The sequence below is a fragment of the Paenalicyclobacillus cellulosilyticus genome, assembly GCF_014647315.1.
In the GTDB taxonomy this organism is placed as follows: domain Bacteria; phylum Bacillota; class Bacilli; order Alicyclobacillales; family Alicyclobacillaceae; genus Alicyclobacillus_J; species Alicyclobacillus_J cellulosilyticus.
Map to the genome: position 1 here is coordinate 1 of NZ_BMOY01000024.1, position 24,583 is coordinate 24,583.

Annotated in this window: 27 protein-coding genes; 1 reads left to right on the plus strand and 26 read right to left on the minus strand. The window is 64.8% G+C overall.

The annotated features are described in order from the left end of the window. Window positions 1-328: 328 nt before the first annotated feature. From trmD to rsmD, 22 genes are all read right to left on the minus strand, one after another. Window positions 329-1,090, minus strand: a complete 762-nt coding sequence (gene trmD / locus IEX97_RS08370) for a tRNA (guanosine(37)-N1)-methyltransferase TrmD (RefSeq protein ID WP_188882380.1) — start codon at window positions 1,088-1,090, stop codon at window positions 329-331. A gap of 1 nt (window position 1,091) precedes the next feature. Then, window positions 1,092-1,661 carry a ribosome maturation factor RimM gene (gene rimM, locus IEX97_RS08375; RefSeq protein WP_188882341.1) on the minus strand — a complete coding sequence of 190 codons (570 nt, stop codon included), beginning with the start codon at window positions 1,659-1,661 and terminating at the stop codon, window positions 1,092-1,094. A gap of 84 nt (window positions 1,662-1,745) precedes the next feature. Next, on the minus strand, window positions 1,746-2,177 hold the full coding sequence (locus IEX97_RS08380) for a YlqD family protein (protein ID WP_229776672.1): 432 nt from the start codon (window positions 2,175-2,177) through the stop codon (window positions 1,746-1,748). Between the two features lie 36 nt (window positions 2,178-2,213). Beyond that, complete coding sequence (locus IEX97_RS08385; RefSeq protein WP_188882342.1) at window positions 2,214-2,444, minus strand: KH domain-containing protein; 231 nt, start codon at window positions 2,442-2,444, stop codon at window positions 2,214-2,216. A gap of 59 nt (window positions 2,445-2,503) precedes the next feature. Continuing rightward, window positions 2,504-2,782 carry a 30S ribosomal protein S16 gene (gene rpsP, locus IEX97_RS08390; RefSeq protein ID WP_188882343.1) on the minus strand — a complete coding sequence of 93 codons (279 nt, stop codon included), beginning with the start codon at window positions 2,780-2,782 and terminating at the stop codon, window positions 2,504-2,506. 116 nt (window positions 2,783-2,898) lie between these two features. Beyond that, the gene (gene ffh, locus IEX97_RS08395; RefSeq protein WP_188882345.1) at window positions 2,899-4,335 is read right to left on the minus strand and encodes a signal recognition particle protein; all 1,437 of its coding nucleotides are present in this window, start codon (window positions 4,333-4,335) and stop codon (window positions 2,899-2,901) included. Next, complete coding sequence (gene ylxM / locus IEX97_RS08400; RefSeq protein WP_188882346.1) at window positions 4,336-4,701, minus strand: YlxM family DNA-binding protein; 366 nt, start codon at window positions 4,699-4,701, stop codon at window positions 4,336-4,338. An 80-nt stretch (window positions 4,702-4,781) separates the two neighbouring features. Further along, window positions 4,782-5,693: a signal recognition particle-docking protein FtsY gene (gene ftsY / locus IEX97_RS08405; protein WP_229776674.1), complete on the minus strand. Its 912-nt coding sequence runs from the start codon at window positions 5,691-5,693 to the stop codon at window positions 4,782-4,784. Window positions 5,694-5,706: 13 nt separating this feature from the next. Then, complete coding sequence (gene smc, locus IEX97_RS08410; RefSeq protein ID WP_188882348.1) at window positions 5,707-9,282, minus strand: chromosome segregation protein SMC; 3,576 nt, start codon at window positions 9,280-9,282, stop codon at window positions 5,707-5,709. Window position 9,283: 1 nt separating this feature from the next. Beyond that, window positions 9,284-9,985, minus strand: coding sequence for a ribonuclease III (gene rnc, locus IEX97_RS08415; RefSeq protein ID WP_188882349.1), 702 nt, complete (start codon window positions 9,983-9,985; stop codon window positions 9,284-9,286). Window positions 9,986-10,071: 86 nt separating this feature from the next. Then, complete coding sequence (gene fabF, locus IEX97_RS08420) at window positions 10,072-11,316, minus strand: beta-ketoacyl-ACP synthase II (RefSeq protein ID WP_188882350.1); 1,245 nt, start codon at window positions 11,314-11,316, stop codon at window positions 10,072-10,074. 78 nt (window positions 11,317-11,394) lie between these two features. Next, a complete protein-coding gene (locus IEX97_RS08425; RefSeq protein ID WP_188882351.1) occupies window positions 11,395-11,628 on the minus strand; it encodes an acyl carrier protein in 234 nt (77 codons plus the stop codon). Window positions 11,629-11,653: 25 nt separating this feature from the next. Then, on the minus strand, window positions 11,654-12,433 hold the full coding sequence (gene fabG / locus IEX97_RS08430) for a 3-oxoacyl-[acyl-carrier-protein] reductase (RefSeq protein WP_188882382.1): 780 nt from the start codon (window positions 12,431-12,433) through the stop codon (window positions 11,654-11,656). Further along, on the minus strand, window positions 12,433-13,374 hold the full coding sequence (fabD, locus tag IEX97_RS08435; protein WP_229776676.1) for an ACP S-malonyltransferase: 942 nt from the start codon (window positions 13,372-13,374) through the stop codon (window positions 12,433-12,435). Before fabD ends, fabG begins: the two co-directional genes overlap by 1 nt. Window positions 13,375-13,428: 54 nt before the next feature. Next, window positions 13,429-14,415, minus strand: a complete 987-nt coding sequence (locus IEX97_RS08440) for a beta-ketoacyl-ACP synthase III (RefSeq protein ID WP_188882353.1) — start codon at window positions 14,413-14,415, stop codon at window positions 13,429-13,431. Window positions 14,416-14,432: 17 nt separating this feature from the next. Continuing rightward, the gene (gene plsX, locus IEX97_RS08445) at window positions 14,433-15,428 is read right to left on the minus strand and encodes a phosphate acyltransferase PlsX (protein ID WP_188882354.1); all 996 of its coding nucleotides are present in this window, start codon (window positions 15,426-15,428) and stop codon (window positions 14,433-14,435) included. Between the two features lie 12 nt (window positions 15,429-15,440). After that, window positions 15,441-16,052, minus strand: a complete 612-nt coding sequence (gene fapR, locus IEX97_RS08450; RefSeq protein ID WP_188882355.1) for a transcription factor FapR — start codon at window positions 16,050-16,052, stop codon at window positions 15,441-15,443. Window positions 16,053-16,215: 163 nt separating this feature from the next. Next, on the minus strand, window positions 16,216-16,392 hold the full coding sequence (rpmF, locus tag IEX97_RS08455; protein ID WP_188882356.1) for a 50S ribosomal protein L32: 177 nt from the start codon (window positions 16,390-16,392) through the stop codon (window positions 16,216-16,218). A gap of 41 nt (window positions 16,393-16,433) precedes the next feature. Further along, on the minus strand, window positions 16,434-16,949 hold the full coding sequence (locus IEX97_RS08460) for a YceD family protein (RefSeq protein ID WP_188882357.1): 516 nt from the start codon (window positions 16,947-16,949) through the stop codon (window positions 16,434-16,436). A 13-nt stretch (window positions 16,950-16,962) separates the two neighbouring features. Then, window positions 16,963-17,748 carry a patatin-like phospholipase family protein gene (locus IEX97_RS08465; protein WP_188882358.1) on the minus strand — a complete coding sequence of 262 codons (786 nt, stop codon included), beginning with the start codon at window positions 17,746-17,748 and terminating at the stop codon, window positions 16,963-16,965. A gap of 75 nt (window positions 17,749-17,823) precedes the next feature. After that, entirely contained in the window at window positions 17,824-18,327 is a 504-nt protein-coding gene (gene coaD, locus IEX97_RS08470; RefSeq protein ID WP_188882360.1) for a pantetheine-phosphate adenylyltransferase, read from the minus strand. Then, window positions 18,287-18,907 carry a 16S rRNA (guanine(966)-N(2))-methyltransferase RsmD gene (rsmD, locus tag IEX97_RS08475; RefSeq protein ID WP_188882362.1) on the minus strand — a complete coding sequence of 207 codons (621 nt, stop codon included), beginning with the start codon at window positions 18,905-18,907 and terminating at the stop codon, window positions 18,287-18,289. Before rsmD ends, coaD begins: the two co-directional genes overlap by 41 nt. Window positions 18,908-19,321: 414 nt before the next feature. On the opposite strand from rsmD, the gene IEX97_RS08480 reads away from it, so the two are divergent. Next, complete coding sequence (locus IEX97_RS08480; RefSeq protein ID WP_188882364.1) at window positions 19,322-20,731, plus strand: amidase; 1,410 nt, start codon at window positions 19,322-19,324, stop codon at window positions 20,729-20,731. An 87-nt stretch (window positions 20,732-20,818) separates the two neighbouring features. On the opposite strand, the gene IEX97_RS08485 is transcribed toward IEX97_RS08480, so the two are convergent. The 4 genes from IEX97_RS08485 to IEX97_RS08500 all read right to left on the minus strand — a co-directional run bounded on the left by IEX97_RS08485 (window position 20,819) and on the right by IEX97_RS08500 (window position 24,541). Beyond that, complete coding sequence (locus IEX97_RS08485; protein WP_188882365.1) at window positions 20,819-21,979, minus strand: glycosyltransferase family 4 protein; 1,161 nt, start codon at window positions 21,977-21,979, stop codon at window positions 20,819-20,821. A gap of 9 nt (window positions 21,980-21,988) precedes the next feature. Then, window positions 21,989-23,137 carry an NAD-dependent epimerase/dehydratase family protein gene (locus IEX97_RS08490; protein WP_188882366.1) on the minus strand — a complete coding sequence of 383 codons (1,149 nt, stop codon included), beginning with the start codon at window positions 23,135-23,137 and terminating at the stop codon, window positions 21,989-21,991. A gap of 114 nt (window positions 23,138-23,251) precedes the next feature. After that, entirely contained in the window at window positions 23,252-24,094 is an 843-nt protein-coding gene (asd, locus tag IEX97_RS08495) for an archaetidylserine decarboxylase (RefSeq protein ID WP_188882367.1), read from the minus strand. Window positions 24,095-24,319: 225 nt separating this feature from the next. Further along, complete coding sequence (locus IEX97_RS08500) at window positions 24,320-24,541, minus strand: alpha/beta-type small acid-soluble spore protein (protein ID WP_188882368.1); 222 nt, start codon at window positions 24,539-24,541, stop codon at window positions 24,320-24,322. Window positions 24,542-24,583 lie beyond the last annotated feature (42 nt).

Below are 24,583 nucleotides of genomic sequence, written 5' to 3' on the forward strand. Positions count from 1 at the left end.
AGTTTTCAAGGAACCGCGCCCGTGCACCACCGCTGCCCGCGGCTGCCCGCCTCGGTCCCGGTGATGCCCGGTGTCTGCCGTCTCCCGCCGTCCCGGCGCGTCCCCGCGCGACGGCGGCACCGACTACCTTACCACAGCCAACCCGCCATGTGCAAGCGGAAGTTGCTGGCACACCGCCGCAATCGGCGGCTGACCTGCCACCACCCCGCGCGGGTGGCGGCGGCGTTGAACAATATATCACCCCGCCGCCCGGGGCGTCAAGGGGGTGCAACTCCTTTATGCATCGACACGAAGAGTGCAGCCGTCATGCCGCATCTGCGCAGCACATTCATTCCGGCACATCGATGTCCGACCAGTCCCCTTCCTGCCACCGCGCCAACCAAGCGCGCTCCTCGGCAGAAAACTCCCGCGCCGCCAACAAGTCCGGACGTCGCCGCCAAGTACGAAACAGCGCGTGCCGATGCCGCCAAGCAGCGATCTTCGCGTGATGGCCGGACAAGAGAACCTCCGGCACGGACCACCCCCGGAACACTGCCGGGCGCGTATATTGTGGATACTCAAGCAACCCGTTGGCAAACGACTCTTCGGCGGACGAGGTCTCATTGCCCAGCACGCCCGGAATCAGGCGCACCACCGCATCAAGGACCGCCATCGCCGCGATCTCACCACCCGTCATCACAAAATCGCCGAGTGACAACTCATCGGTGGCGAGGTGTTGGCGCACCCGCTCATCAAACCCTTCATAATGCCCGCAGATCAACATCCATTCTGGCGTCGCAGCCAGTTCCTCTGCGATCCGCTGGGTAAACGTCCTGCCCTGCGGCGTGAGAAGAATCACCGGCACCTCGCCGGGGCGCCGCCCAGCCAACACGGCTTCCACTGCACGAAACAGCGGTTCCGGTTTGAGGACCATCCCAGCGCCGCCGCCAAACGGATAATCGTCTACCGTTTTATGCTTGTCCACCGCATAATCACGGAAGTTGACCAACCGAACGTCCACATATCCCCCTTCACGCGCACGCTTGAGGATGCTCTCCTCGAGTACACCCGTAAACATCTGGGGGAACAAAGTGAAAATGGTGACCTTCAAACTACTGTGCATGATACCCGCCGCGGGGCTGTTCCCCCTCCTCATCCTCGTCGATCAACCCAGGCAATAGACGCACAACCATCAGGCCACGGTCGAGATCGACCGTACGAATGCAGTCGGCAATGGCGGGCAGCAAGATGTCCCGCTTACGGCCAGGTGCGCGTACGACGTACACGTCATTGGCGCCCGGAGTCAAGACCTCGCTCAGCGTGCCGAGTTCTTCCCCGTTCTCCGTGACCACGCGCAAACCGACCAGTTGATGGATATAATAGGTTCCTTCCGGCAACTCGGGCAACTGCCGTTCATGGACACAAAGTTCCATACCCCGAAAGGATTCCACATCATGGATGGTGGGCAAACCTGAAAACCCTACGAGCCACAGGTTTTTATGCGGCCTTGCGGAACGCACGGTCAATTCGCGCACCGGTGTTTGACCCGGTTTGCGCAGATAAAGCAACGATCCTGGCCGAAACCGCAGCTCCGGGAAATCGGTGCGCGGATACACCTTGACCTCGCCCCGCAGACCATGCGTACTCGTGATCACGCCGACGGTGAAATATCGCGCTTCCATGATCCGGTGCAGCCGCTCCCATCGTGCTGGGGTGTGTAAAGATGCCGCGGACTCGACCGCAGGGATGCCGAACCGTTCTGGCGTTCACTCCGTTTCCGGAACCGGTTCTCCGCCGCGGCGGATTTCGTGGACGATCCCGTCCTTGATGATGATCTCGGCACCCTGGAGGATCTTTGTCCAATCATCGCCGACGTGGACATCCACTGTGGTCTCCACGGTCATATTTTGAATCTCAGTCCCGAGTTCCATCTGCTGGATTTGTTGAATCTGCTCAATCAACTGTTCACGCTGGGCGATGCGGGCCTGTTTTTCGGCCTCAATCTGTTCTTTGACTTGCTGTGCCACATCACCGCCTTGCGCCATGGCCTGTTCCAATGCTTGCTTTCCGGCAACCTCCAACTGTTCCAATTCCATCTGTAACCGCTCAATATGGAAACGGTGCTCTGCGATGAGTTGTTGCTTGGTCTGCTCCGTGAGAATGAACTTCACCGCAACAGGTTGGCGAATCGTCAGCAAGGGTGAGGACCTCCTCTTTTTTCACAATCTGTAACATTATTCCGCGATGTCGACGATGACGTGCCGGCCTTCACGATGCGCGGCAGCATGCATCACCTGCCGGATCGCTTTCGCGATCCGGCCGTGGCGGCCAATCACCTGGCCGATGTCCTCCGGATGGACGAGCAGTCGGTACACGACCGCATCGCCGCGCGTGTGCTCTTCCACGACCACAGCGTCCGGATGCTCGACGAGCGACTTCGCTAAGAATTCCAACAATTCCCTCACGACACAACCCCTCTGGTGACGTGCAGGCAGGCGCCAGACGGCCCTGCCTGCATGCCATGTCATCCCTTTTTCGCATACTTCCGCTCATGAAACTTGGCCATGACACCTGCCCGGCTCAGCAGGCTCCGGGCGGTGTCCGACGGTTGGGCCCCGATCTGCAGCCACTTGAGCGCCTTCTCCACGTCGATGTTCACCTGAGCCGGGTCGGTGAGCGGGTTGTACGTGCCGATTTCTTCAATGACTCGTCCATCCCGCGGTGAACGGGAATCCGCGACCACCACACGATAAAACGGCCGTTTCTTGGCGCCCATCCGCTTCAACCGAATCTTGACTGCCATCGTCACATCCACCTCGCATCGATGATATCAAGATCTCCGCACGAAGATCTTCCTCTTGTGTCCTCGCGAAAACTTGACCGCCAGGGCGTTCGGAGCCAGCGTTCACCGGCAGAGCATCAGCGCCGCTTCGACTTGCGGGAGCGCCGACGCCCCTCGCCCGGGTGGCGCGAAGGGGAGAGCGGCTCCGACATACCGAGATCCGGAAGGTCCAATCCCTTCAGGGCTTGCAGCGCCGCGCCGCGGCGCCCAAAGCGGCGGCCCAAACCGGAGAAACGCTTCATCATCTGTTGCATCTGTTCGAACTGATTCAACAACTGGTTCACTTCCCGGACGGTCACCCCGCTGCCATTGGCGACGCGCCGCCGGCGGCTGGCGTTCATCACGTCCGGATTCGCCCGTTCTTCAGGCGTCATCGACAGAATGATGGCCTCCATGCGTTTGAAGCGTTTGTCGTCCCAGCTGAGGTTTTCAATCCCCTTCAGCTTGTTCACACCCGGGATCATGCTCAGCAGTTGATCCAACGGACCCAGTTTCTGCGCCTGTTGCAACCACTGCCGGAAATCGTCCAGCGTGAACCTGGCTTGACGGAGCTTTTGTTCCATCTCCTTCGCGGTCTGTTCATCGACCGCTTGCTGCGCGCGTTCGATGAGGCTGAGCACGTCACCCATGCCCAGGATCCGGGAGGCCAACCGGTCCGGGTGGAACGCCTCCAACGGCTCAATCTTTTCGCCCATGCCGACGAACTTGATAGGACACCCGGTCACCGCGCGAATGGTGAGCGCAGCGCCGCCGCGGGTGTCGCTGTCGAGTTTCGTCAGGACGACCCCCGTCACACCGAGGCGGGTATGGAACGCTTCGGCCACATGAACCGCATCCTGCCCCATCATCGCGTCGACGACGAGCAGGACCTCGTCCGGGTGCACCTGCGCCTGCATGCGTTCCAGCTCCTGCATGAGCGCCTCATCGACATGCGTCCGACCCGCGGTGTCGATGAGGACCACGTCCGCACCCATGCGGCGCGCTTCCGCGACACCCGCCTCCGCGATGCGGACAGGGTCTTCCCCCTCACCGAGGGAAAACACCGGTACGTCGATCTGCCTGCCCAATACCTCGAGCTGGCGAATGGCGGCAGGACGGTACACGTCGGCGGCCACCATCAACGGACGGTGCTGATGCCGGCGGAAGGAGAGCGCCAGTTTCGCTGTCGTCGTGGTCTTGCCCGATCCTTGCAAACCGACCATCATCACGACTGTCGGCGGGTGCGGCGCCATCCGCAGCCTTGTCTGGCTGCCGCCCATGAGCTCCGTCAGCTCTTCATACACAATCTTGACCACTTGTTGGCCGGGGGTGAGGCTCTGCTGTACCTCTTGCCCAATCGCCCGTGCCCGCACCCGTTCCACGAAGTCCTTGACCACCTTGACGTTCACGTCGGCCGCAAGGAGGGCAAGGCGTACTTCGCGCATCGCCTCTTGGACATCTTCCTCCGTGAGCTTGCCTTTTGCCTTAAGCTTGGCCAAGGCTCGCTGCAAGCTGTTCGCGAGGCCTTCGAGCATCTAGGTCTCTCCCCCCTCCGGAAGGAATCGTTCCGCCAACGCGCGCACCGCTTGATCCATCCCGTCCTGTGCCACAGCCGGAACGAACGCCCGCGCCACCGACCATTCGCGGAGCAACCGCGCCACCAACCGGCGCAATTCCATCTGCTGCGCCCAGACACCCAGCGCGGCCTCGTACCCTTCCAATTGCTCCTCGGCCCGGCGCAGGTGATCATGGACTGCTTGGCGACTGACGCCCAACCGCTCGGCGATCTCCGCCAGCGACCAGTCGTCAAAGTAGTGCAATTCCACCATCTCGCGCTGCCGCGGCGTCAGGAGAGGACCGTAGATGTCGTACAGGCATCCCATCCGGGCGACTTTGCTCATTATAGAATCGTCTTTCGTCACTGTCAAGGAGATCCCCTTTACAGTGTCTTCGGCTGGCACTTCTTCAACCTGCCCGACCGTCACGAACGGCACAACGCGTGCGCGAAGGAGGACGGATCGAACGGTTCCAGGTCGTCGATGCCTTCGCCGAGGCCTACCCACTTCACCGGCACGCGGAACTCGCGGACGATGGGCAGGATCACGCCGCCTTTGGCCGTGCTGTCCAACTTCGTCACGGCGATCCCGGTGACCTGCACCACTTCCTTGAAAGCTTTCGTCTGCAACATGGCGTTCTGCCCGGTCGTCCCGTCGAGCACCAGCAGCACTTCATGAGGCGCCCCGGGCAATTCGCGGCTCACGACCTTATGGATCTTCGACAATTCAGCCATCAGGTGCGCCTTGTTGTGCAATCGTCCCGCGGTGTCGCACAGGATGTAGTCTGCCCGGCGTGCTTTCGCCGCCGCGATGGCATCGTACACGACGGCGGCGGGATCGGCCCCTTGGCTGTGGTGCACCACGTCGCACCCGGCCCGCTTGCCCCATGCCTGGAGTTGCTCGATGGCGGCCGCGCGGAACGTATCGCCCGCCGCGAAGATCACCCGCGCGCCGCGCTGCACCAAGCGGTGGCCAAGCTTGCCGATGGTCGTGGTCTTGCCCACCCCGTTGACCCCGACCACCAAATAGAGCGAGGGGCCCGCCGCCGCGGTGCGCATGGTCACGTCCATCCCGGCGAGCGCCTCTTCCATCGCCTGTTGCAGCAATGCAGGAAGTTCTTCCGGCGTGGCGATCCGCTGCTCGCGCGCCTTCTTGCGCACCTGCTCGACCAGCCACACGGACGTCTCCACTCCGACATCGGCTGCGAGCAGGGCTTCCTCCATCTCGTCGAACACCGTATCGTCCAACCGCTGGCGGGAAAACGCCTGCGCCAAGCGCCCCCACACCGCCTCCCGGCTCTTCTCCAAGCCCTTGCGAAACTTATCCAGCAACCCCATGCCGCTCGCCTCCTCAGGCCGTCTCCGGGTCGGCATCTTCCGCCAAGCGCACGCTGACCAGCGTCGAGATCCCGAACTCTTGCATCGTCACACCGTACAGGGCGTCCGCCTCCTCCATCGTGCCGCGGCGGTGCGTGATGACGATGAACTGCGTCCGCGCCGCCAATGCCCGCAATTGCTGCGCGAACCGCGACACGTTCGCTTCATCGAGCGCGGCTTCCACCTCGTCCAGGACGCAAAACGGCACCGGCCGCACCCGCAGGATGGCGAACAACAGCGCCATCGCCGTCAACGCCCGTTCTCCGCCCGACAACAGGTTGAGGTTTTGCAGCTTTTTCCCGGGCGGTTGAGCCATGACTTCGATGCCTGTGGCCAGCGGATCATCCGGGCGCGTCAGGACCAAATCAGCGCGACCGCCGGAGAAGAGTTGCTTGAAACTCACCTGAAACGCCTGCCGGATCTGCTCGAACGTCTCGGAAAACCTGCGCGCCATCTCACGGTCGATTTCGCCCAGAATGGTCAACAGCTGTTCCCGCGCCTGCACGAGGTCTGTCCGTTCCCGCTCGAGGTATGCGATCCGCTCGGACAACCGTTGCCACTCATCGATGGCGGCGAGACGCACCTCGCCCATTGCGTCCAATTCGCGCCGCAGCGCCGCTGCCTCCCGCCGCGCCGACTCCACGTCGTCCGGAGGCGGGTGGTGGGCCTTTGCCCACTCGTACGTCATGCGGTACCGCTCACCCAGGGTGCGCAGCGCGTGCTGCAGCTCCATGTCGAGGCGCTCCGCGGCCGCCGTCGCCCGGTGCCATCGCTCTTCGGCCTCTGCCAACACCGACCGCTGTGCGCGGCAGGCGCGATCCCGCTCGGCCACCTCCGCTTCGGCCTCCTGCCTGGCTTGGCGCAAGCGTTGGTGCTGTGCTTCCGCCTCCGCGACAGCGGTTTGTGCCTGTGCCCAGGTCTCCTCCGCTTGCGCGATGTCCGCCTCCGTCTGCGCGATGAGCCGCAGTGCCTCCGCGAGGGCGGCTTCCCGTTCGGCGACGCGCGCTTGCAAGCGGTGTTGGCGCTGCCGCAGTTCGTCCGCTTTGTCCGCCCACGCGCGCGCCTCCTGTTTCAGCGCGGCCAATTCCACCTGCAGCGCGGTCAAAAGCTCCTTTTGTTCTGCTGCCTTTGCGTCGTGCGCAGACAACCGTTCACGCAGCGCCGCGACCTCGGCCTCCGCAGCCGCCAATTCAGCCTCCGCGGCCGCGAGAGCCCGTGCAGTCTCCTCCGCCTTGGCGACGGCCTCGTGTTGCTCGTCGTTCGCCTGCATCCGTTCCCATTCGAGGGTGGCCAGGCGGTCTTCCGCGTGCCGGCGCCGCGCCTGCCATTCCCGCTCCGTCAGATCGATCTCGGCGCACTGGCGGCGGACAGCATCCAGTTCTTGCGACAAGGCTTGCTGTTGCTCGAACAACGCCGTCCCCTCATGGCGGATGCGCTCCTGGTCACGCCGCACGGCGGCGAGCGACGCTTCCACCCCCTGCAGCTCGACCTGTGCGTCGCGCTGCTCGCGGGCGCGGCCCAAGAGCCCCCCGCTCCGGCGACTGGGTTGGCTGCCGCCCGACATCATGCCGCCAGGATGCACCACGTCGCCGTCGAGCGTGACCACCCGCAGACGGTATCCGGTGCGCCGCGCCAGGTCGTTGGCCGCCACGAGCGTCTCCGCGACGATGACCTGGCCGAGAAGGTGATTCACCACATCGCGGTAGACTTCCTCTGTTCGCACCAACTCGCTCGCCACGCCCACCAAGCCGGGTGCAGCCGCCAACGCCTGGCGCTCCTTCGCCGCCAGTTGCCTGCCGCGCACGACGTCGAGCGGCATGAATGTCGCTCGCCCCGCGCGCTGCCGTTTCAACCATTCGATAGCCGCCCGCGCATCCGCTTCGGTCGCGACCACGATGTTCTGAACGGCGGCGCCGAGCGCGGTTTCGATGGCCGTCTCGTACGCTTGCGGTACTTGGATCAAGTTGGCGATGGCCCCGTGCACGCCGCGCAACTTCCCCTGTTCCGCGGCCTGCAGCACAGCGCGGACGCCCTGCTGGTATCCGTCGTAACTCGCCGCGAGGTCGCGCAACAAGTCCAAGCGGGCCACAAGCGACGCAGCCTCGGCCTGCAGGCGGCTCACCTCCGCCGCACACCTCGCCTCCGCCTGCTGCAGCTGTCGGCGGCGCTTTTCGACTTCCTCCGCGTCGGCTTGCAGCGCCGCCATCTTCTCTGCCGCCAAAGCCCGCTCGCGCGCCAGGCGGCTGAGCGCTTGATCCGCTTCCGCGAGCGCCGCCCGCCAGCGGGACACCTCCTGTTCCGCCCGTTCCCGGCGTTTGTCGTCCAACGCCACCGCTTCTTGCGCCGCCTGCAGCGCGTTGCGCAACCCGGACACCTTGCGATGACCCTCAATCACCGCCGCAGACCAACGCTCGATGTCTGCCGCCAGCTGTTCACGGGTGCGCACATCCTGCGCTTGGACGAGCGCAGCCTGCTCCGCTTCCTTGACCTCGCACTGGGCGAGGAGCACCTGCGCGCGCGCTTGCGCCTCGCCCAGTTGTTCTTGGCATTCTTGCAGCTCGCGCCGGGTGACCTCCGCCTGTTCCTGCCGCTCCGCATGCGTGCGGCGGGCGTGATCGAGACGCTCGCGCAGGCGGGCGAGGGTACTTTCTGCTTGCTCACGCGCTTCGACCTGCGCCATCCACTCCTGCTGCATCCGCTCATACGCGGTGTGGGCCGCGTCAAACGCCGCCTGCGCCTGCGCCAGCGCCTGTTCCAGCCGCGCCAGCTCCGCCGCCGCCTCGGCCCGCACCTCTCCCCAGCGCGACGCCTCCGCCTGCGCCCGTTCCCAGCGCGCCCGGCAGGCGTCGATCTCCGCCACCCACAAGGACGCCTCGACGGCGGTCAACCGTGCTGCCACTTCTTGATAGTGCATCGCCCGCGCCGCCTCTTCCGCCAATGGGCCGGCTTGCGCGGTCAATTCGGCAAGGATGTCGTCCACCCGGGTCAGGTTGGCCGCACTTTCTTCCAGGCGCCGCTCCGTCTCCTTCCGCCGGGTCTTGAACTTGACGATCCCGGCCGCCTCCTCGAACGGACCGCGCCGGTCCTCCGGCTGCGTGGAAAGCAACTCCTCGACCCGCCCCTGGCCGATGATGGAATACGCCTCCCGGCCCAAGCCGGAGTCCATGAACAGTTCATGAATATCTTTGAGGCGGCACGGCTGCTGGTTGATGAGGTACTCGCTTTCGCCTGAGCGGTAGACGCGGCGCGTCACCCGCACCTCGTCGAACACCACCGGGAGGTGGCGGTCGGCGTTGTCGAGCGTGATGGAGACCTCACAAAAGTTGACAGACCGGCGCCCTTCACTGCCTGCGAAGATCACGTCCTCCATCCGGTTCCCGCGCAGCGAGCGGGCGTTCTGTTCGCCGAGCACCCAGCGGATGGCGTCGGCGATGTTGCTCTTGCCGCTTCCGTTCGGGCCGACGATGGCGGTGATGCCAGGGGACAACTCCAGGGTGGTGCGGTCGGCGAACGACTTAAAGCCATGGATCTCGATCCGCTTGAGATACACCTCACGATCCCCCTAGGGTGCGGCCCTTCAACTTTTGCAGCGCTTCGCCCGCGGCGTGCTGTTCCGCCTCTTTCTTGGAACGGCCCACCCCGGTGCCGAGTTCTTCGACGCCCACGATGACGCGCGCCACGAACTCCCGGGCGTGTGCCGGACCCCGCTCTTCGACGATTTCATAGTGGAGGTCGGCCGCGGTGTGTTGCTGGACCCATTCCTGCAACTCCGTCTTGTAGTCCGGGGTGACGGACGACGGATCGAGGTGCGCGAACATGTGCCGTTCGGCGAAAGCACGGACCGCGTCCAGACCCTGATCCAGGTACAGCGCACCGATAAACGCCTCGAATACGTCGGCGAGCAACGCCGGGCGCTGCCTCCCGCCCGATCGCTCTTCCCCGCGGCCCAACCGCACGTAGTGGTGAAACCCGAGGTTGCGGGCGAACCGTTCCAACGACGGTTCACAGACGATGGCCGCCCGCAGCCGCGTCAATTCGCCCTCCGGCCAGTCGGGGCGCAGGTGGAACAAGTATTCGCTGACCACGAGTTCGAGCACGGCATCGCCGAGAAATTCCAAGCGTTCATTGTCCTCAATGGGGGATTTCCGGTGTTCATTCCGATAGGACGCATGGGTGAATGCCTGGATCAACAACTCCACCCGGTTGAACCGGGTGCCAAGCGCCGCTTGCAGTTCGTCCCATTTGCTCACCAATCCTGCGCATCTCCTTCTGCGCCGCGCCAAAAAACCGCCGTGAGGGGAGGCGGGACGCACCCAACGGCGCCCCCGCCTTCTCCCGCTCAAGCCGGCGTGTAGCGTTTGAACACGATGCAGGCGTTGTGGCCGCCGAATCCGAACGAATTGGACATGGCCACAGGCACGTCCATCCTGCGCGCGGCGTTCGGGACGTAGTCGAGATCGCACTCCGGGTCTGGCGTCTCATAGTTGATGGTCGGAGGGACCACCGATTCCGCGATGGTTTTCACCGTGGCGATGGCCTCCACACCGCCGGCCGCGCCGAGCAGATGGCCCAACATCGACTTGTTCGAGCTGATGGCCAGGCGATACGCATGCTCCCCGAACAACCGTTTGATGGCGAGCGTCTCGTGCTTATCCCCGATGTCGGTGGACGTGCCGTGCGCGTTGATGTACGCCACGTCCTGCGGCGTGACGCCCGCGTCCAGTAGCGCATCCCGCATCGCCCGGTATGCGCCGCTTCCTTCCGGGTCGGGAGCCACCACGTGGTACGCGTCGCCCGACATCCCATACCCGGCAATCTCGGCGTAAATCCGGGCCCCGCGCGCCAGCGCGTGTTCCAGCGACTCGAGGATGACGACACCTGCGCCTTCGCTCATCACGAACCCGTCCCGGTCTTTGTCAAACGGCCGGCTGGCCCGCTGTGGGTCATCGTTGCGCGTCGACAGCGCCTTGGCATTGCAAAACCCGGCCAGGGCGAGATCGACGATGGCCGACTCTGCGCCGCCGGCGATCATCACATCGGCTGCTCCGCGCTGGATGATCTTAAATGCATCGCCAATGGCGTGCGTACTCGTCGCACATGCCGAAACCGGAGCACTGTTCGGCCCCTTGGCGCCAAACAGGATGGACACCTGCCCGGAAGCGATGTTCGCAATCATCATCGGCACCACGGACGGACTCACGCGCCGCGGCCCGCGTTCGAGCAGCGTGCGGTAGTTCTCGAGCAGCGTGTGGATGCCGCCGATGCCGGAACCAATATAGACACCCACGCGTTCGGCGTTCTCCGGCGTGATCTTCAACCCCGCATCTTGGATGGCCTGGGACGCCGCGGCGATGGCGAACTGGGTGAACCGGTCGAACCGCCGCACGTCCTTGCGGTCCATGTACAGCGACGGATCGAAGTCGCGCACCTCGCCGGCAAACCGCGTGGGATAGTCGCTCGCGTCGAACGACGTGATGTACGAGATCCCCGAGACGCCGCGCACGAGGTTCTCCCAAAAGGTCGGGACATCGTTGCCGATGGGCGTCACCACGCCCATCCCTGTCACCACGACCCGCCGACTCACAACGTCACCCCCTACATAACAGAAAGCCCCGGCAAGTGCGCGGGACTTCGTTGCGTACTTGGGGAAGCGGGAACGCCCTTACTGGTGTTGCTCGATGTATGTAACGACGTCGCCGACCGTGCTGATCTTCTCCGCGTCTTCGTCCGAGATCTCCATATCGAACTCGTCCTCGAGCTCCATGATCAACTCGACCACATCGAGCGAATCCGCGCCCAAGTCGTCTTTGAACGTGGACTCCGGCGTCACCTTGGAGGCATCGACGCCCAATTTGTCCACAATGATGTTCTTCACCCGTTCAAACGTGTCCGACATGCTTTCACCTCCTCCCAAGAGTATACTACATGACCATCCCGCCGTCGACATGGAAGACCTGGCCGGTGATGTAGGAAGCGGCGTCGGACGCGAGGAACGCCACCAGGTGCGCCACGTCCTCCGGTGTCCCGAACCGCCCGAGCGGGATCTGCTGTCTGAGCTGGTCCAACCACTCCGCATTCAGATTTGCCGTCATGTCCGTCTGGATATACCCGGGGGCGACCGCGTTGACGGTGATGGCGCGCGGCGCCAACTCCCGCGCGGCCGATTTGGTCAACCCGATGAGCCCTGCCTTGGCCGCCGCGTAATTCGCCTGCCCGGCATTGCCGATCACGCCGACGACAGACGAGATGTTCACAATTCTTCCCGACCGTTGCTTCATCATCGGCCGGGCGGCGGAACGGATCATGTAAAACGCGCCTTTGAGGTTGGTGCCCAGCACCGCATCCCAGTCTTCGTCCTTCATCCGCAGGATGAGGCCGTCGCGGGTGATGCCGGCGTTGTTGACCAACACGTCGATCCGCCCGAATGCTGCGAGCGCGGTCTCCACCAACCGCTCCGCTTCGTCGGCCCGGCTCACATCCGCCTGTTCGGCGATGGCTTGGCCGCCCGCAGCCTCCACCAACGCCACCGTTTCCCTTGCCTCTTGGGCACGGCCCACGTAGTTCACCACCACGCGGGCACCCATGCGGCCCAGTTCCACCGCGATGGCGCGGCCGATGCCGCGCGAGGCACCCGTGACAATCGCGACTTTTCCCTGCACCTGATTCGGCCTCCCCCTTGGCGCGGCGCCGTCTTGGCACATCAACGCCCTTGGCAAGCGCGGAGCACCTCGCTGAGGGTTTCCTCGTCCTCCACCCGCCAGGCGGTCACCGCGCGGTCGATCTTTTTGATCAATCCGGTGAGCACCCCGCCAGGGCCGAACTCGATGAACGTGTCGACCCCGGCAGCCATCATCGCACGCACGCTCTCCTCCCAGCGCACCGGGGAATACACCTGAACCGTCAACCGCTGGCGCGCCTCCTCCGGCTCCTGATACGGCTTGGCATCCACGTTCGCCACCACCGGGAAGCGCGCACGCCGCCAAGCGACCTTGGCCAATTCCGCCGCCAACTTCTCGGCCGCGCTGCGCATGAGGCGCGAGTGGAACGGACCGCTCACCTGCAGCATCACCGTCCGCCGCGCTCCGCGCTGGCGCGCCAGTTCCGCGGCCTGGGCCACGCCTTCCTTGGTCCCGGAGATCACCACTTGGCCAGGGCAGTTGTAATTCGCCACTTCCACCCAATGTCCCCGGGCACTCACTTCTTGGCACAATGCCGCCAACGCCTCGGCATCAAGGCCGAGCACCGCGGCCATCGCGCCCTGTCCGGCTGGATACGCCTCATCCATCCAACGGCCGCGCAGGTGAACCAGGCGCACCCCGTCTGCAAACGACAAGGCCTCGGCTGCCACAAGCGCGCTGTACTCGCCGAGGCTGTGCCCGGCCACAAACCGCGGGGTCACGTCACAGCGGCTTCGGAACACCTGGTACGCCGCGCTGCTCACCGTCAACAGCGCCGGCTGCGCGTGATACGTCAACCGCAGCGCTTCCTCCGGTCCGTTGGTGATGAGCGAAGACAAAGAAAAGCCCAACACTTCGTCCGCCTGTGCCAACAGCGCGCGCGCCTCCGGATAGCGTGCGAACAGGGAGGCGCCCATGCCGACCGTCTGTGCGCCTTGGCCGGGAAAGACAAATGCCGCGTTCAACCTGTGCTTCTCCCCCATGCGTGCAAATGGTCAAACCGTCGCCGTGCATCCTGGTTACAGGCGAACTGCCGCCGCGCCCCAGGTCAGGCCGCCGCCGAACCCGACCATCACCACCAGGTCCCCGGGCTTTGCCCGGCCGGTCCGGCGCGCTTCGTCGAGGGCGATGGGAATCGACGAGGCCGACGTGTTTCCGTACCTGTCGATGGTGACGACGACCTTGTCCGGGTCGAGTCCGAAGCGCTGGCGAGCGGCTTCGATGATGCGGATGTTCGCTTGGTGCGGGATGAGCAGGTCGATGTCGTCCTTGGTCAACCCCGCCTGTGCCAACACCTTCTCGGTCGACGCCGCCATGACCTTCACAGCGAACTTGAACGTCTCGCGCCCCTCCATCTTCAGGTAGTGCAAGCGTTGCGCCACCGTCTCCGCCGTCGCCGGCATGCGCGAACCGCCGGCAGGTTGACAGATATGCATCGCGCCGCTGCCGTCGGCGCCGAGATCAAAGCTCAAAAATCCTCGGCCCGCTTCCACCGGCCCGACCACGGCCGCGCCGGCACCGTCGCCGAACAGCACGCATGTGCTGCGGTCTTCCCAGTCAACAATCTTGGACAGGATGTCGCCCGCAACCACCAAGACATACCGGTACTGTCCGGAGATGATGAACGCGTGCGCCACCGCCAGCCCGTAGAGGAACCCTGAGCACGCGGCCGAAATGTCCATCGCCGCCGCCTTCGTCGCGCCAATCCGGTCCTGTACCAGACACGCCGTGGCCGGAAACAGCATGTCGGGCGTCACCGTCGCGCAGAGGATGAGATCGACCTCTTCCGCAGCGATCCCGGCGTCCGCGAGCGCGAGTTCACACGCGCGCACGGCGTAGTCGGACGTCGCCTCCTCCGGTGCCGCGATCCGGCGTTCCCGGATCCCGGTGCGCGTCACAATCCACTCATCGCTCGTATCCACCATCTTCTCCAGGTCCGCGTTGGTCAGCACGCGTTCCGGCAACGCCCGACCCGTGCCGAGGATCCCTGCACGAACATTCTTCATGCCGCTTCGCTTCTCCTTCACTCCGCGCCCGCCTCGCTCAGGGCAGCGGACATTTTTCGCAACAAGTCCTGCTCGACGAACCGCACCGACTGCGCCAGCGCGGCGTACCACGCCCGCTGGTTGCTGCTGCCGTGCGCCTTCATGCAACCGCCCTGGACGCCGAGAAACGGAGCGCCGCCGTATTCGGAGTAATCAAACCGTTTGAACAACGGTTTGAGCGTCGGTTTGAGCAGGATGGCCCCGCACTTGGCGCGGAGATTCGTGGTCAACGCATCGCGCAGGACATTGAAGAGACCTAATCCGACGCCTTCGACCAGCTTCAGGACCACGTTGCCGACAAACCCGTCGCACACCACGACGTCACACGTACCCTGCATCAGGTCCCGTGCCTCGAGGTTGCCGATGAACGCGAGGTTCGAGCGCGCGAGGAGGTCGTACGTCGCCTTGGTCAGCTGGTTGCCTTTGCCCGCTTCGGTCCCGACGTTGAGCAACCCGACCCGCGGCCGCTTCACCCCGAGGACGTACTGGGAATAGACCGCCCCCATGTGCGCGAATTGCAGCAAGTGCTGGGGTTTCGCATCCATCGTCGCTCCGGCGTCGAGGAGCAATACCCCGCGGCCGTCAAAGGTCGGCAGCACCGGCGCCAAGGCCGGACGGTCGATGCCGTGCATCCTGCCGATGACGAGCAGCCCGGCCGCCACCAACGCTCCGGTGTTGCCGGCCGAGACCATGATATCGGCCCGGCCGTCCGCGACCATCTCCGCCGCGAGGACCAAGGAGGAATCCTGTTTGCGGCGCACGGCCTGCACCGGTTCTTCCCCCGCTTCAATCACGCTGCCGGCCGGCAGCACCTCCACGTTCGCCGGCAGGTCCGCGCGCACGCCCCGGATGGCTGCGGCCGATCCCACCAGCGTGAACGAAACCCTCGGATGCTCGGCAGCAAACGCGCAGACAGCCGATACGGGTGCGAGCGGCGCGTGGTCGCCGCCCATGGCGTCCACCACAATCCTCATCCCGTTTCCCCCTCAGTCCAGCGGCGTGTGCACAGCGGATGGGCCTTGCGAAACCCAGATATATCCATCCAACACCGTCTCTCCGCCGGACTTGGTGTGGACCTCGCACTTGGCGACACCCGACTGGGTCGCCACCACGTGGGCGCGGGCCACCAACGTCTCCCCGATGCGCACCGGACGCAAAAACCGAATTTCCGCTTTGGCGGTGACGGCCACATCGGCGTCCATCATCGCCACCGCGAGCGAGTTCACCTGACCGAACAACACGTGCCCGCGGACGATGCCCGTTCTGCCGAACACGTGGCCCGGTCCGACGACAAGGCGCGACACAGCGTACCGGTTGAGGTGCAGCTCCACAATCTCCCCAATCACGTCCTGGGCGTCCATCGCGCGCAACGCATCGTGGCGCCCAGCCGCCACCTGCAGGATGCGCGCCCGCGCTTCCGGGATGTTCAAGCTCGCGCGATCCAGGCGGATGGTCGCCACGCTGACGCGAAAGTGCTCTGCCAACTGCTCGTCGGTCGCAAACGGATTCTCTTCCAGGTACCGAACCAACGCCGCGCGGCGCTCTGACTTCTTCAGGGGTCCGTCCCCCCTCCGCCGGACTTCCGCCAAACTTCCCATCAGGTCTTATGACCTAGTAATAAATCTATGCGCAGTTGCAGGAGATTGCAACCATCGCGTTCCAATCCACGTCCTGCAGAATATATATCTCAAACAAAAAAGCCGACTTGCGCCGGCTTCCTGAGAGACATCTCCCCGTCTCAGGGGCCTGGCCAGGCGGCATTCATTTGACCGCGATGACCTGGCGCCCTTTGTACGTCCCGCACGTCGGGCAGACGTGGTGTTGCAACTTGTATTCCCCACACTGCGGACAACGCACCAACGGAGGAGCCTCCAGCTTGAAGTGCGTGCGGCGCAGCCGCTTCCGCGTCTTCGAGACCCGGTGTTGTTGGACAGCCACGGCGGACACCCTCCTTTCGCAGTGCAAAACACCACTTCATCTTACTCTGACTCGTCCGGTGAAAGCAAGTCTTGCAGCGCGGCCCAGCGCGGATCCACGGGCCGCGGATTGCAGTCGCACGGCTCCAGATTGCGGTTCTTTCCGCAAACCGGGCACAACCCCTTGCAGTCTTCACGGCACAGCGGGCGGTACTCGATGGCCAGGTTGATGGTCTGCTCGATGAACGGATCGAGCAGGACGTCGTCGTCCGGGGCGTAGATGATCTCGTCCTCCACACGCGCCGCATCACGCGTGAACACTTCGGCAAACGGCAGGTGAAGAGGTGCCGAGAACGTTTCGAGGCACCGGGAACACATGTACCAGATGACCGTTTCGACCGCACCGTCCACATGGTAGAGGCGATCCGCTTTATGCGCAATCAGGTCGGCCGTGACCGGGTCAATCCGCTCGACCATCCGGTTCTCTTCCGCCACGCGCGGCAACGCGAGCGTCTCGTGCAGTACCACACCGCCCTTGGCCTCATCCACATCGCGCAGGTTCATCCACACGGTTTCCATCTCCCTCTTGATTTCAGGAGGAGGCTCGTGCCGCCCGCTCCAGGCATGACCAAACCGCCGGCAGCGCCGCCACCGCCGCCTCATACCCAGCCGCCACGGCAGCCTCCGCTTTGTGGAAATGCGACGGCCCGATGCGTTCCAACGCGGGCGTGATGGTGACGTCGGCCGCTTGCGCCTGCCCCCGCCACGACCGGCTCGCCATCATGTCGAGCGACTGCATGATCACGTCGAGCATCGTCTCCGGCGGTGCGGTGCGCTGATTGCCGACATCCACCGCCACCACCACGTCGACCCCCAGTTGGCGCACCGCTTCGACCGGCACCGGATCGACGACGCCGCCGTCCACGTACACCCCGTCCTCGCGCACGAACGGAACGAACACACCCGGGACGGAGATGCTCGCCCGCACCGCATCCGCAATCTTTCCTGCGCGGAACACCACGCGCCGGCGGGTGAGCAATTCCGCAGCGACGATGGCCAGCGGGAGATCCGCTTCGTCCACGCGCAATCCCCGCGTCAAAAGCGCCACCATCTGATACACGCGATCTCCTTGGATCAACCCCAGGCGCGGGACGGTCAGGTCCATCCAGTACCGCGGCCTGAGCGAACACGCCAGCTGTTCCATGTACTTCGGCTTCATGCCGGTCGCGTAAAACGCCGCCACCATGCTGCCCATGCTGGAACCGCTGACCGCGTGCACCGGCACGCCGTGCTCTTCGAACGCCTTGAGCACCCCGATGTGGGCGAATCCACGTGCCCCGCCAGATCCGAGGGCAAGGCCCACTTTGATCTGAGCCATATGCGTCACCTCGGTCCTGAATGTTCCCCACGCGGGCGCGGGTTACGCAGACCCAACCGACGTGTGTTCACCCCATCAGACGACGCCTTCGCGCCGGGCGCGCTTTTGCGCCAAGGCGCGCGCGACCGGCGGCGGGACCAAACCGGAGACATCCCCGCCGAACAGGGCGACCTCCTTCACCAGTGTCGAGCTGACAAACGCGTATGCGGGATCGGTCGGCACAAGGATGGTCACCGCATCTTCATACAGGCGGCGGTTCATCTGCGCCATCCGGAGCTCGCTCTCCAAATCGCCCGCCGCCCGCACGCCGCGGATCACGGCGCACGCCCGGTGCCGCGCGGCCAATTCCACCAAGAGGCCGTCGAACGATTCGACGGAGACATTGGGAAGCTCCTTTGTGCTTTCCGCCAGGAGCGCCAGGCGTTCTTCCCTCGTAAACAGCGGCGTCTTGGCCGGGTTTTGCAGCACCGCGACCACCACTCGATCGAACAGGCGGCAGGCGCGGCGGAGCACGTCGAGGTGCCCGTTGGTCACCGGATCAAAGCTGCCCGGGTAGATCCCGACCCGCGGCTCCGTCATCTCCGCGTCCCTCCTCGCTGTCACCCGTGCCGGCGACAGGCCGGTAAATGCTCACCGCGATGTCTCCGTAGGCGCGGTGCTTGACCCGCGACAAACCGCGCACGGCATCGGGCAACACGCGTGCCCGCGGGTGCTCGCACACCACGCCGTGGCGAATCGTGACGGGGCTCATCGCCAGTACGGCCAACACCCGTTCCCAGGCGTCCAACCGGTACGGCGGATCGACAAACACCCAGCCGACCTCGGCGCAGGACGACGCAATCTTTCGCCAAGCCAACTGCCAGTCCATCCGCCACACCTGCGCACGGCCCTCTGCGCGACAGCGGCGGACGTTCTCGCGGATGGCCGCGAGGCTGCGCGGGTCGGTATCGACGAGGATGGCCGCTTCGGCACCGCGGCTGAGGGCTTCCAGTCCCAACGCGCCCGATCCGGCAAACAGATCGACCGCCAAGCCGCCGCTCCAGTCCCAACCCATCAAGTTGAACATCGCTTCCTTGACCCGGTCGGTCGTGGGCCGCGCCACCTCTTTGGCCGGCGCCGTGAGGCGGCAACCGCGCCAAGCGCCTGCGATGATGCGCACCTCGCCCACCTCGCAGCAACATGTCACGACTACTGTATCATAGCGCGCCCGCACGGGCAAAAATGCCATGCACGCCGTATCAGAGGTATATCCGGGCGCTATTTGGGCATGATGGGAATAGCAACGGCGTGAGCTGTTGTAGGCAACCGCGGGTGAGGGCGGGGTATCCCCTCAGCTCTTCCTCCGGTTTCTCCTCTCCCAGAAACGCAAGTCGTCGGCTGGCAACAGCCGGGCGGCGGCAGGACCCACGCGTACCCGGGCGTGGGTCTCTGCTTTTGTACGCCCCGTTTTGGCTTGGGTCTGCGGGCGCTCGCGGTACCCACGCGGCCAGGCCCCGGGCACGGTTGTCCATGCTACAATGGCCGTGGGAGAGTCCGCGCGGCCGCGGCCGCGCCTACGGGAGAGAAGCAGCGCATGGAACCTTGGGCATGGTCGTTGGTCGAGACACTGCGGCGTTTGGCAGCACGCGACATCTCGGCCGTCGAGTTGACCTCGCTGTATCTGGAACGGGCGCAGCGCCTGAATCCCTGCCTTTGCGCTTACATCACCATCTCCGACCGCGCGCTGGCCGATGCGGCGGAAGCCGACAGGCGCCGGTCCCAAGGAGGCTTCGTCCCGCCGCTCGCCGGGGTGCCCATCGCCATCAAAGACTTGTTCGACACCCCTTACCTCGACACCACCTACGGCGGCATCCACGTCCGGCACCGTCCGCCGCGCGAAGCCCGGGCGGTGCGGAGGCTGCGTCGCGCCGGCGCGGTCATCCTCGGCAAGACCAACCTGCACGAATACGCTTATGGCACGACGAACGACAATCCCCACTTCGGTGCTTGCCGCAACCCGTGGCAAAAAGACCGTCTGTCCGGCGGGTCGAGCGGTGGCAGCGCCGCCGCGGTGGCAGCCGGTTTGTGCGCAGGTGCGCTTGGTACCGACACGGGCGGGAGCATCCGCATCCCCGCCGCCCTGTGCGGGTGTGTGGGCTTCAAGCCAAGCTACGGCCGCATCAGCACCCATGGCGTCTTCCCCTTGGCACCCTCGCTCGATCACGTCGGTCCCTTGGCCCGATCGGTGGCCGACGCCGCTTACTTGTTCGCGGTCCTGGCGGGATGGGACCCGAACGAACTTCACCGCTTGCTGCTGGCGCATCCGACGGACCTTTGCCTGCCGCGGCGCAAGCTGGTGGCTGGTCTGCCGGGCGGGAGCTTGTTCGCCGGCGGTCAGGCAGGCGTGCGCCATGCGTTCGCGCGCGCCTTGGCACAACTGGAAGCCGCGGGATGGTCGTTCAGGCCGGTCGACATCCCGCACGCCTCGGACATCCCGGTTGCTCAGAACATCATCCTCGCCAGCGAGGCGCGGCACGTCCATCGCGAACTGCTTGCCACCGCCCCGGAGCGGTACGGGAAAGACGTCCGGGAACGCCTGGAAGCTGCCCAGCAATTCACCGGCGCGGATTACGTGTGGGCGAAAGAGGTGCAGGCGGCCACCATCCGGGCGTTGGCCGCGGTGTGGGCGCAGGTCGATGTGCTGATCCTGCCAACGGTCCCGGTGGCCGCGCCCGCGCGCGGACAGACGCAAACGGAACTGAACGGGGAAACGGTGTGGGTGCGGTCCGCCCTCACCCGGTGGACAAACCCGTGGAACCTGACGGGATTGCCGGCCGTCTCGCTGCCGGCCGGTTGGACGGAAGAAGGATTGCCGTTCGGCTTGCAGGTGGTGGCTGGGCCAAGACAGGACCGTTTGGTGTTGCAAGCGGCCGCTTACGCCGAGTCGGTGTTCGGCCGCATGCCTGTCGAGCCGGTCACGCCCGATCCGCAAGCAAAACCATGATGCCGCGCGACGCGGCGGCAAGGCGTCGGAAAGGGTGCGCCTAGCCGAACCGGAGACAAAGACGCCGCAGGCGCTGCCGCGGCGGCCTCACAACTTCCCGCCGCGCGGCACGGCGGTCGGGACGGGCGCAGGTTGCGCCAACACCCTGCGGTAATAGCGCAGGAGTTGTTCCGTCGGTCCGCGCCAGTCGAGTTGCGCGGCCGTCTCGCGGCCGCGGCGGATCACCGCTTCCCGCCGCGCAGGGTCGTAGAACATGGCGCACAGCGCTTGCACGAGCGAATCGGGGCGATGGGGGTCGAAGATGAATCCAGCGGCCCCGTCCGCCAACACCTCGCGGGTTGGCGCGCTGTCGGCGGCGACGACCGGCAATCCGGCCGCCATGGCCTCGAACAGCACCAACCCCAAGGTCTCGGTGGTGGAAGGGAAAATGAACCCATCGGCCGACGCGTACGCTTCAGCGAGCGTCTCCCCGTGCAGGTAGCCGAGGAACGTCGTGCGCGTCCCGGCAAAACACGCCTCCAACGACTTGCGGTGCGGCCCGTCGCCGACCACGGCGAAGTGGACGTCCGGCAAGCGCGCGAGGGCAGGCCGGATGCGCTCAATGCCTTTTTCCGCCGCCAACCGCCCGACGTACAACAAGACCCGGGTGTTTGCATCCGCCTGTCCACCGCACAGAAGGCGCCGCATCTCCTCGCTCCGCCTGGCGCGGGAAAACAGGTCCACATCGACGCCGCGGTCCCACAGCTCCAAGCGCTCAAACCCGTGTGCCGCAAGCTCATGCAGCGTCGCGCGCGACGTGCACAGGTTGAGGCTCGCTTGGTTGTGGAGGGTGCGAAAGTACCACCACAACGCCGGTTCCAGCCAATTGAGCCGGTAGTGGCGGGCGTAGTGCGGCACGTTGGTGTGATACGAGGCGACGAGCGGCACCCGCAGGCGCTTCGCATAGTAAATCCCGGCCAAACCGAGGAAAGCCGGGTTCACCACGTGCACAAGATCCGGTTGAAACGCGCGCAGATGACGCCCGAGACCGGGTCTCGGCAGCGCGAAGTTTTTTTCCGGATAGAGAAAAAAACGAAAGGGCGGGACACCGATGACGCGCGCCGCCCCGTACTGCGCCGGGCCGCCCGCCGGCGCGAACAGCAACACCTCGTGGCCGGCGTCCCCCAAGTGGCGCAGCGTCGCCAACAGCCGCGTCACGATGCCGTCCGTGCTCGGCAGGAACGTCTCGGTGAACATCGCGATGCGCATACCCCGGCGCTACCTCCACGTGGCGGTGGGCGCGATCACCTTGAAATCGACGCGATCGCGATACCGTTGGGCCGTCTCAATCAGTTCGCGCAACAGGTCGTCCGACAACAGGTGCGGCTTGAGGCCGAGATCGGTCAGCTTCGTGTGCACCGCGTTGTAGTAGTGTTGTTCTTTCTCCACGCGCGGATTGGGCAGGTGGGCGATGTTCACCTTCAAGCCCATCTCGGCCGCCACCCGCTGCACACGCTGGGCCAACTCCAATACGGAGAACTGTTCCGTAAACTGGTTGAACACCCGGAACTCCCCGGGTTCCGCCGGGTGCAACGCCGCCAGCTCGATGCACTGGACCGTGTCGCGGATGTCGAGGAAGCCGCGGGTCTGCCCGCCCTTTCCGTACACGGTGAGGTCGTGCCCGACCGCAGCCTGGATGCAGAACCGGTTGAGCGCCGTGCCGAACACACCGTCGTAATCGATCCGGTTGTAGAGCCGTTCGTCCATCCTGGTCTCCGGCGTCCACAGCCCGTAGACCACCCCTTGGTTGAGGTCCGTGGCGCGGATGCCCCATGCCTTGCAGCAGAACATGATGTTGTGGCTGTCGTGGACCTTCGACAGGTGATAGAACGAGAACGGCTGCTTCGGATACGGGAGCACGTCTTCCCGCCCTTTGTGGCGGATGCGGATGTACCCTTCCTCCACATCGATGTTCGGCGTCCCGTACTCGCCCATCGTCCCCAGCTTGATGAGATGGCAGTCCAGTTTCACCGCCTTGATGGCGAACAGGATGTTCAGCGTGCCGACCACGTTGTTCACCTGCGTGAACACCGCGTGCTCCCGGTCAATCATGGAGTACGGCGCCGAACGCTGCTCGCCGAAGTGCACGATGGCGTCCGGTTCAAACTCGCGGAACACCGACTCGACGAATTCGTAGTTGGTCAGATCGCCGATGCGGATGGGAATTTCTAGACCAGTAAGTTCCTTCCAAGCCGCGACGCGCTCCTCCAATGTCGCGATGGGCGTCAGCGACTGGGTACCCAACTCCTCATCCCATTTGCGGCGGATTAAACTGTCGACGATGATGACCTCATGCCCCCGCTTCGACAGATGCAGGGCGGTAGGCCAGCCACAAAACCCGTCGCCTCCGGCGACCAAAATCCTCATGCGCTTCACCTCATCGGTTCTCACGGAAAGGGCTCTCCTACAATGTACAAGTTTTCCTCGCAGCCGGCAAGCGAGGACGCGTAGTGTGGTTCGTCCCGATGCCATGATATGCGATCACACGGGCAGGCATGACCGAAGCGTGGCGATGAGCTGCCCCATGCGGACCGCCTCACCCGGTGCCACCACGAACGATTCGAGCATGCCGGCCTCAAAGACAAGGATGACGGTGGAACCGAACTCAAACCGCCCCAACTCCATGCCGCGCCGCAGCAACCGGCCATCGCCGCGGCCCTCCATCATCGGCAGGCCCCTTCGCCACGCCCGCTCGAGGTTGGGTGCGTAGTCGGTGCGGATGCTGCCCACGATGGTGGCACCGACCTTGACGACCGCCATCCGGCCGGCCACGGTGCGCACGAACGTCACCATCCGCTCGTTCTTGGTGAACAAGCCCTGGACATGATGCATGCCCCATGCGTTGACGGGAAACAAACGGCCCGGGATGTAGCGCCAACCGACCATCACGCCGTCGAGCGGCACATGGATACGGTGGTAATCGCGCGGGCTGAGGTACAGCGTGATGTAGTGGCCGTCTGCGAACAGGGCGGCGTCTTCGCGGGAGCCGAGCAGGCGGGCGAGCGAATAGTGCACCCCCTTGACCTGGAGCAGGCGCTCACCCTCGATGCGGCCCAGCGCCCGCACCGTGCCATCGACCGGCGAAATCACGCCCTCCGGGTGAATGGGCCGCACGCCCTGCCGCAGGCGGCGGATGAACAGATCGAGGAGCGAGGTGAACTCGGACAACGGCCGGTCCAACTCTTCGAGATCGATCCCGAAATGACGTACGAACCAGGGGATGGCCACCCGGCTCAGCCGGCTGCGCGCAAAGGCGCCCACCACGCGCGTGATCAGGCGCTCCGGCAAAAGGCAGAAGGCAAACCGGTGCCAAGACGGTTTCATAACTCCCCCCGGAATGCAACATACCGTCGGCGTACCATGAACGCGCTTTTACTATAGGGCAAGTGCCGGCGAAAGTCTATCAAGTAAAGGAGGCCCGCATGGAGGGCCTCCTGTATCTCCCGGGCACGGCGCGCGGCCTATGGTCGGCCTGCCGGCCGCTTTTTCCTGGCGGCCGCGTATCCTTGCCCGCTTCAACATCCTGCCGTGAGCGGAACCACGGATCGTTCAGAAGCCTTGGCGGCCCGCCAACTGCTGCTCGGCGAGCGCCACCAGCTTGCGGGTCATGTTGCCGCCGATTGCCCCGGTGTCCCGCGTGGTCATCGTGCCCCAGTACCCGTCTTGCGGAGGTGTGATCCCCAGTTCCGACGCAACCTCGTACTTAAATTGCTCCAGTGCTTTCGACGCCTGCGGCACAACCGGCGTGTTGCGTTTCTGACCCAGTGCCATGGTGCGTCACCTCCTTTGAGGTTGGTACGCGTAGTATGTCAC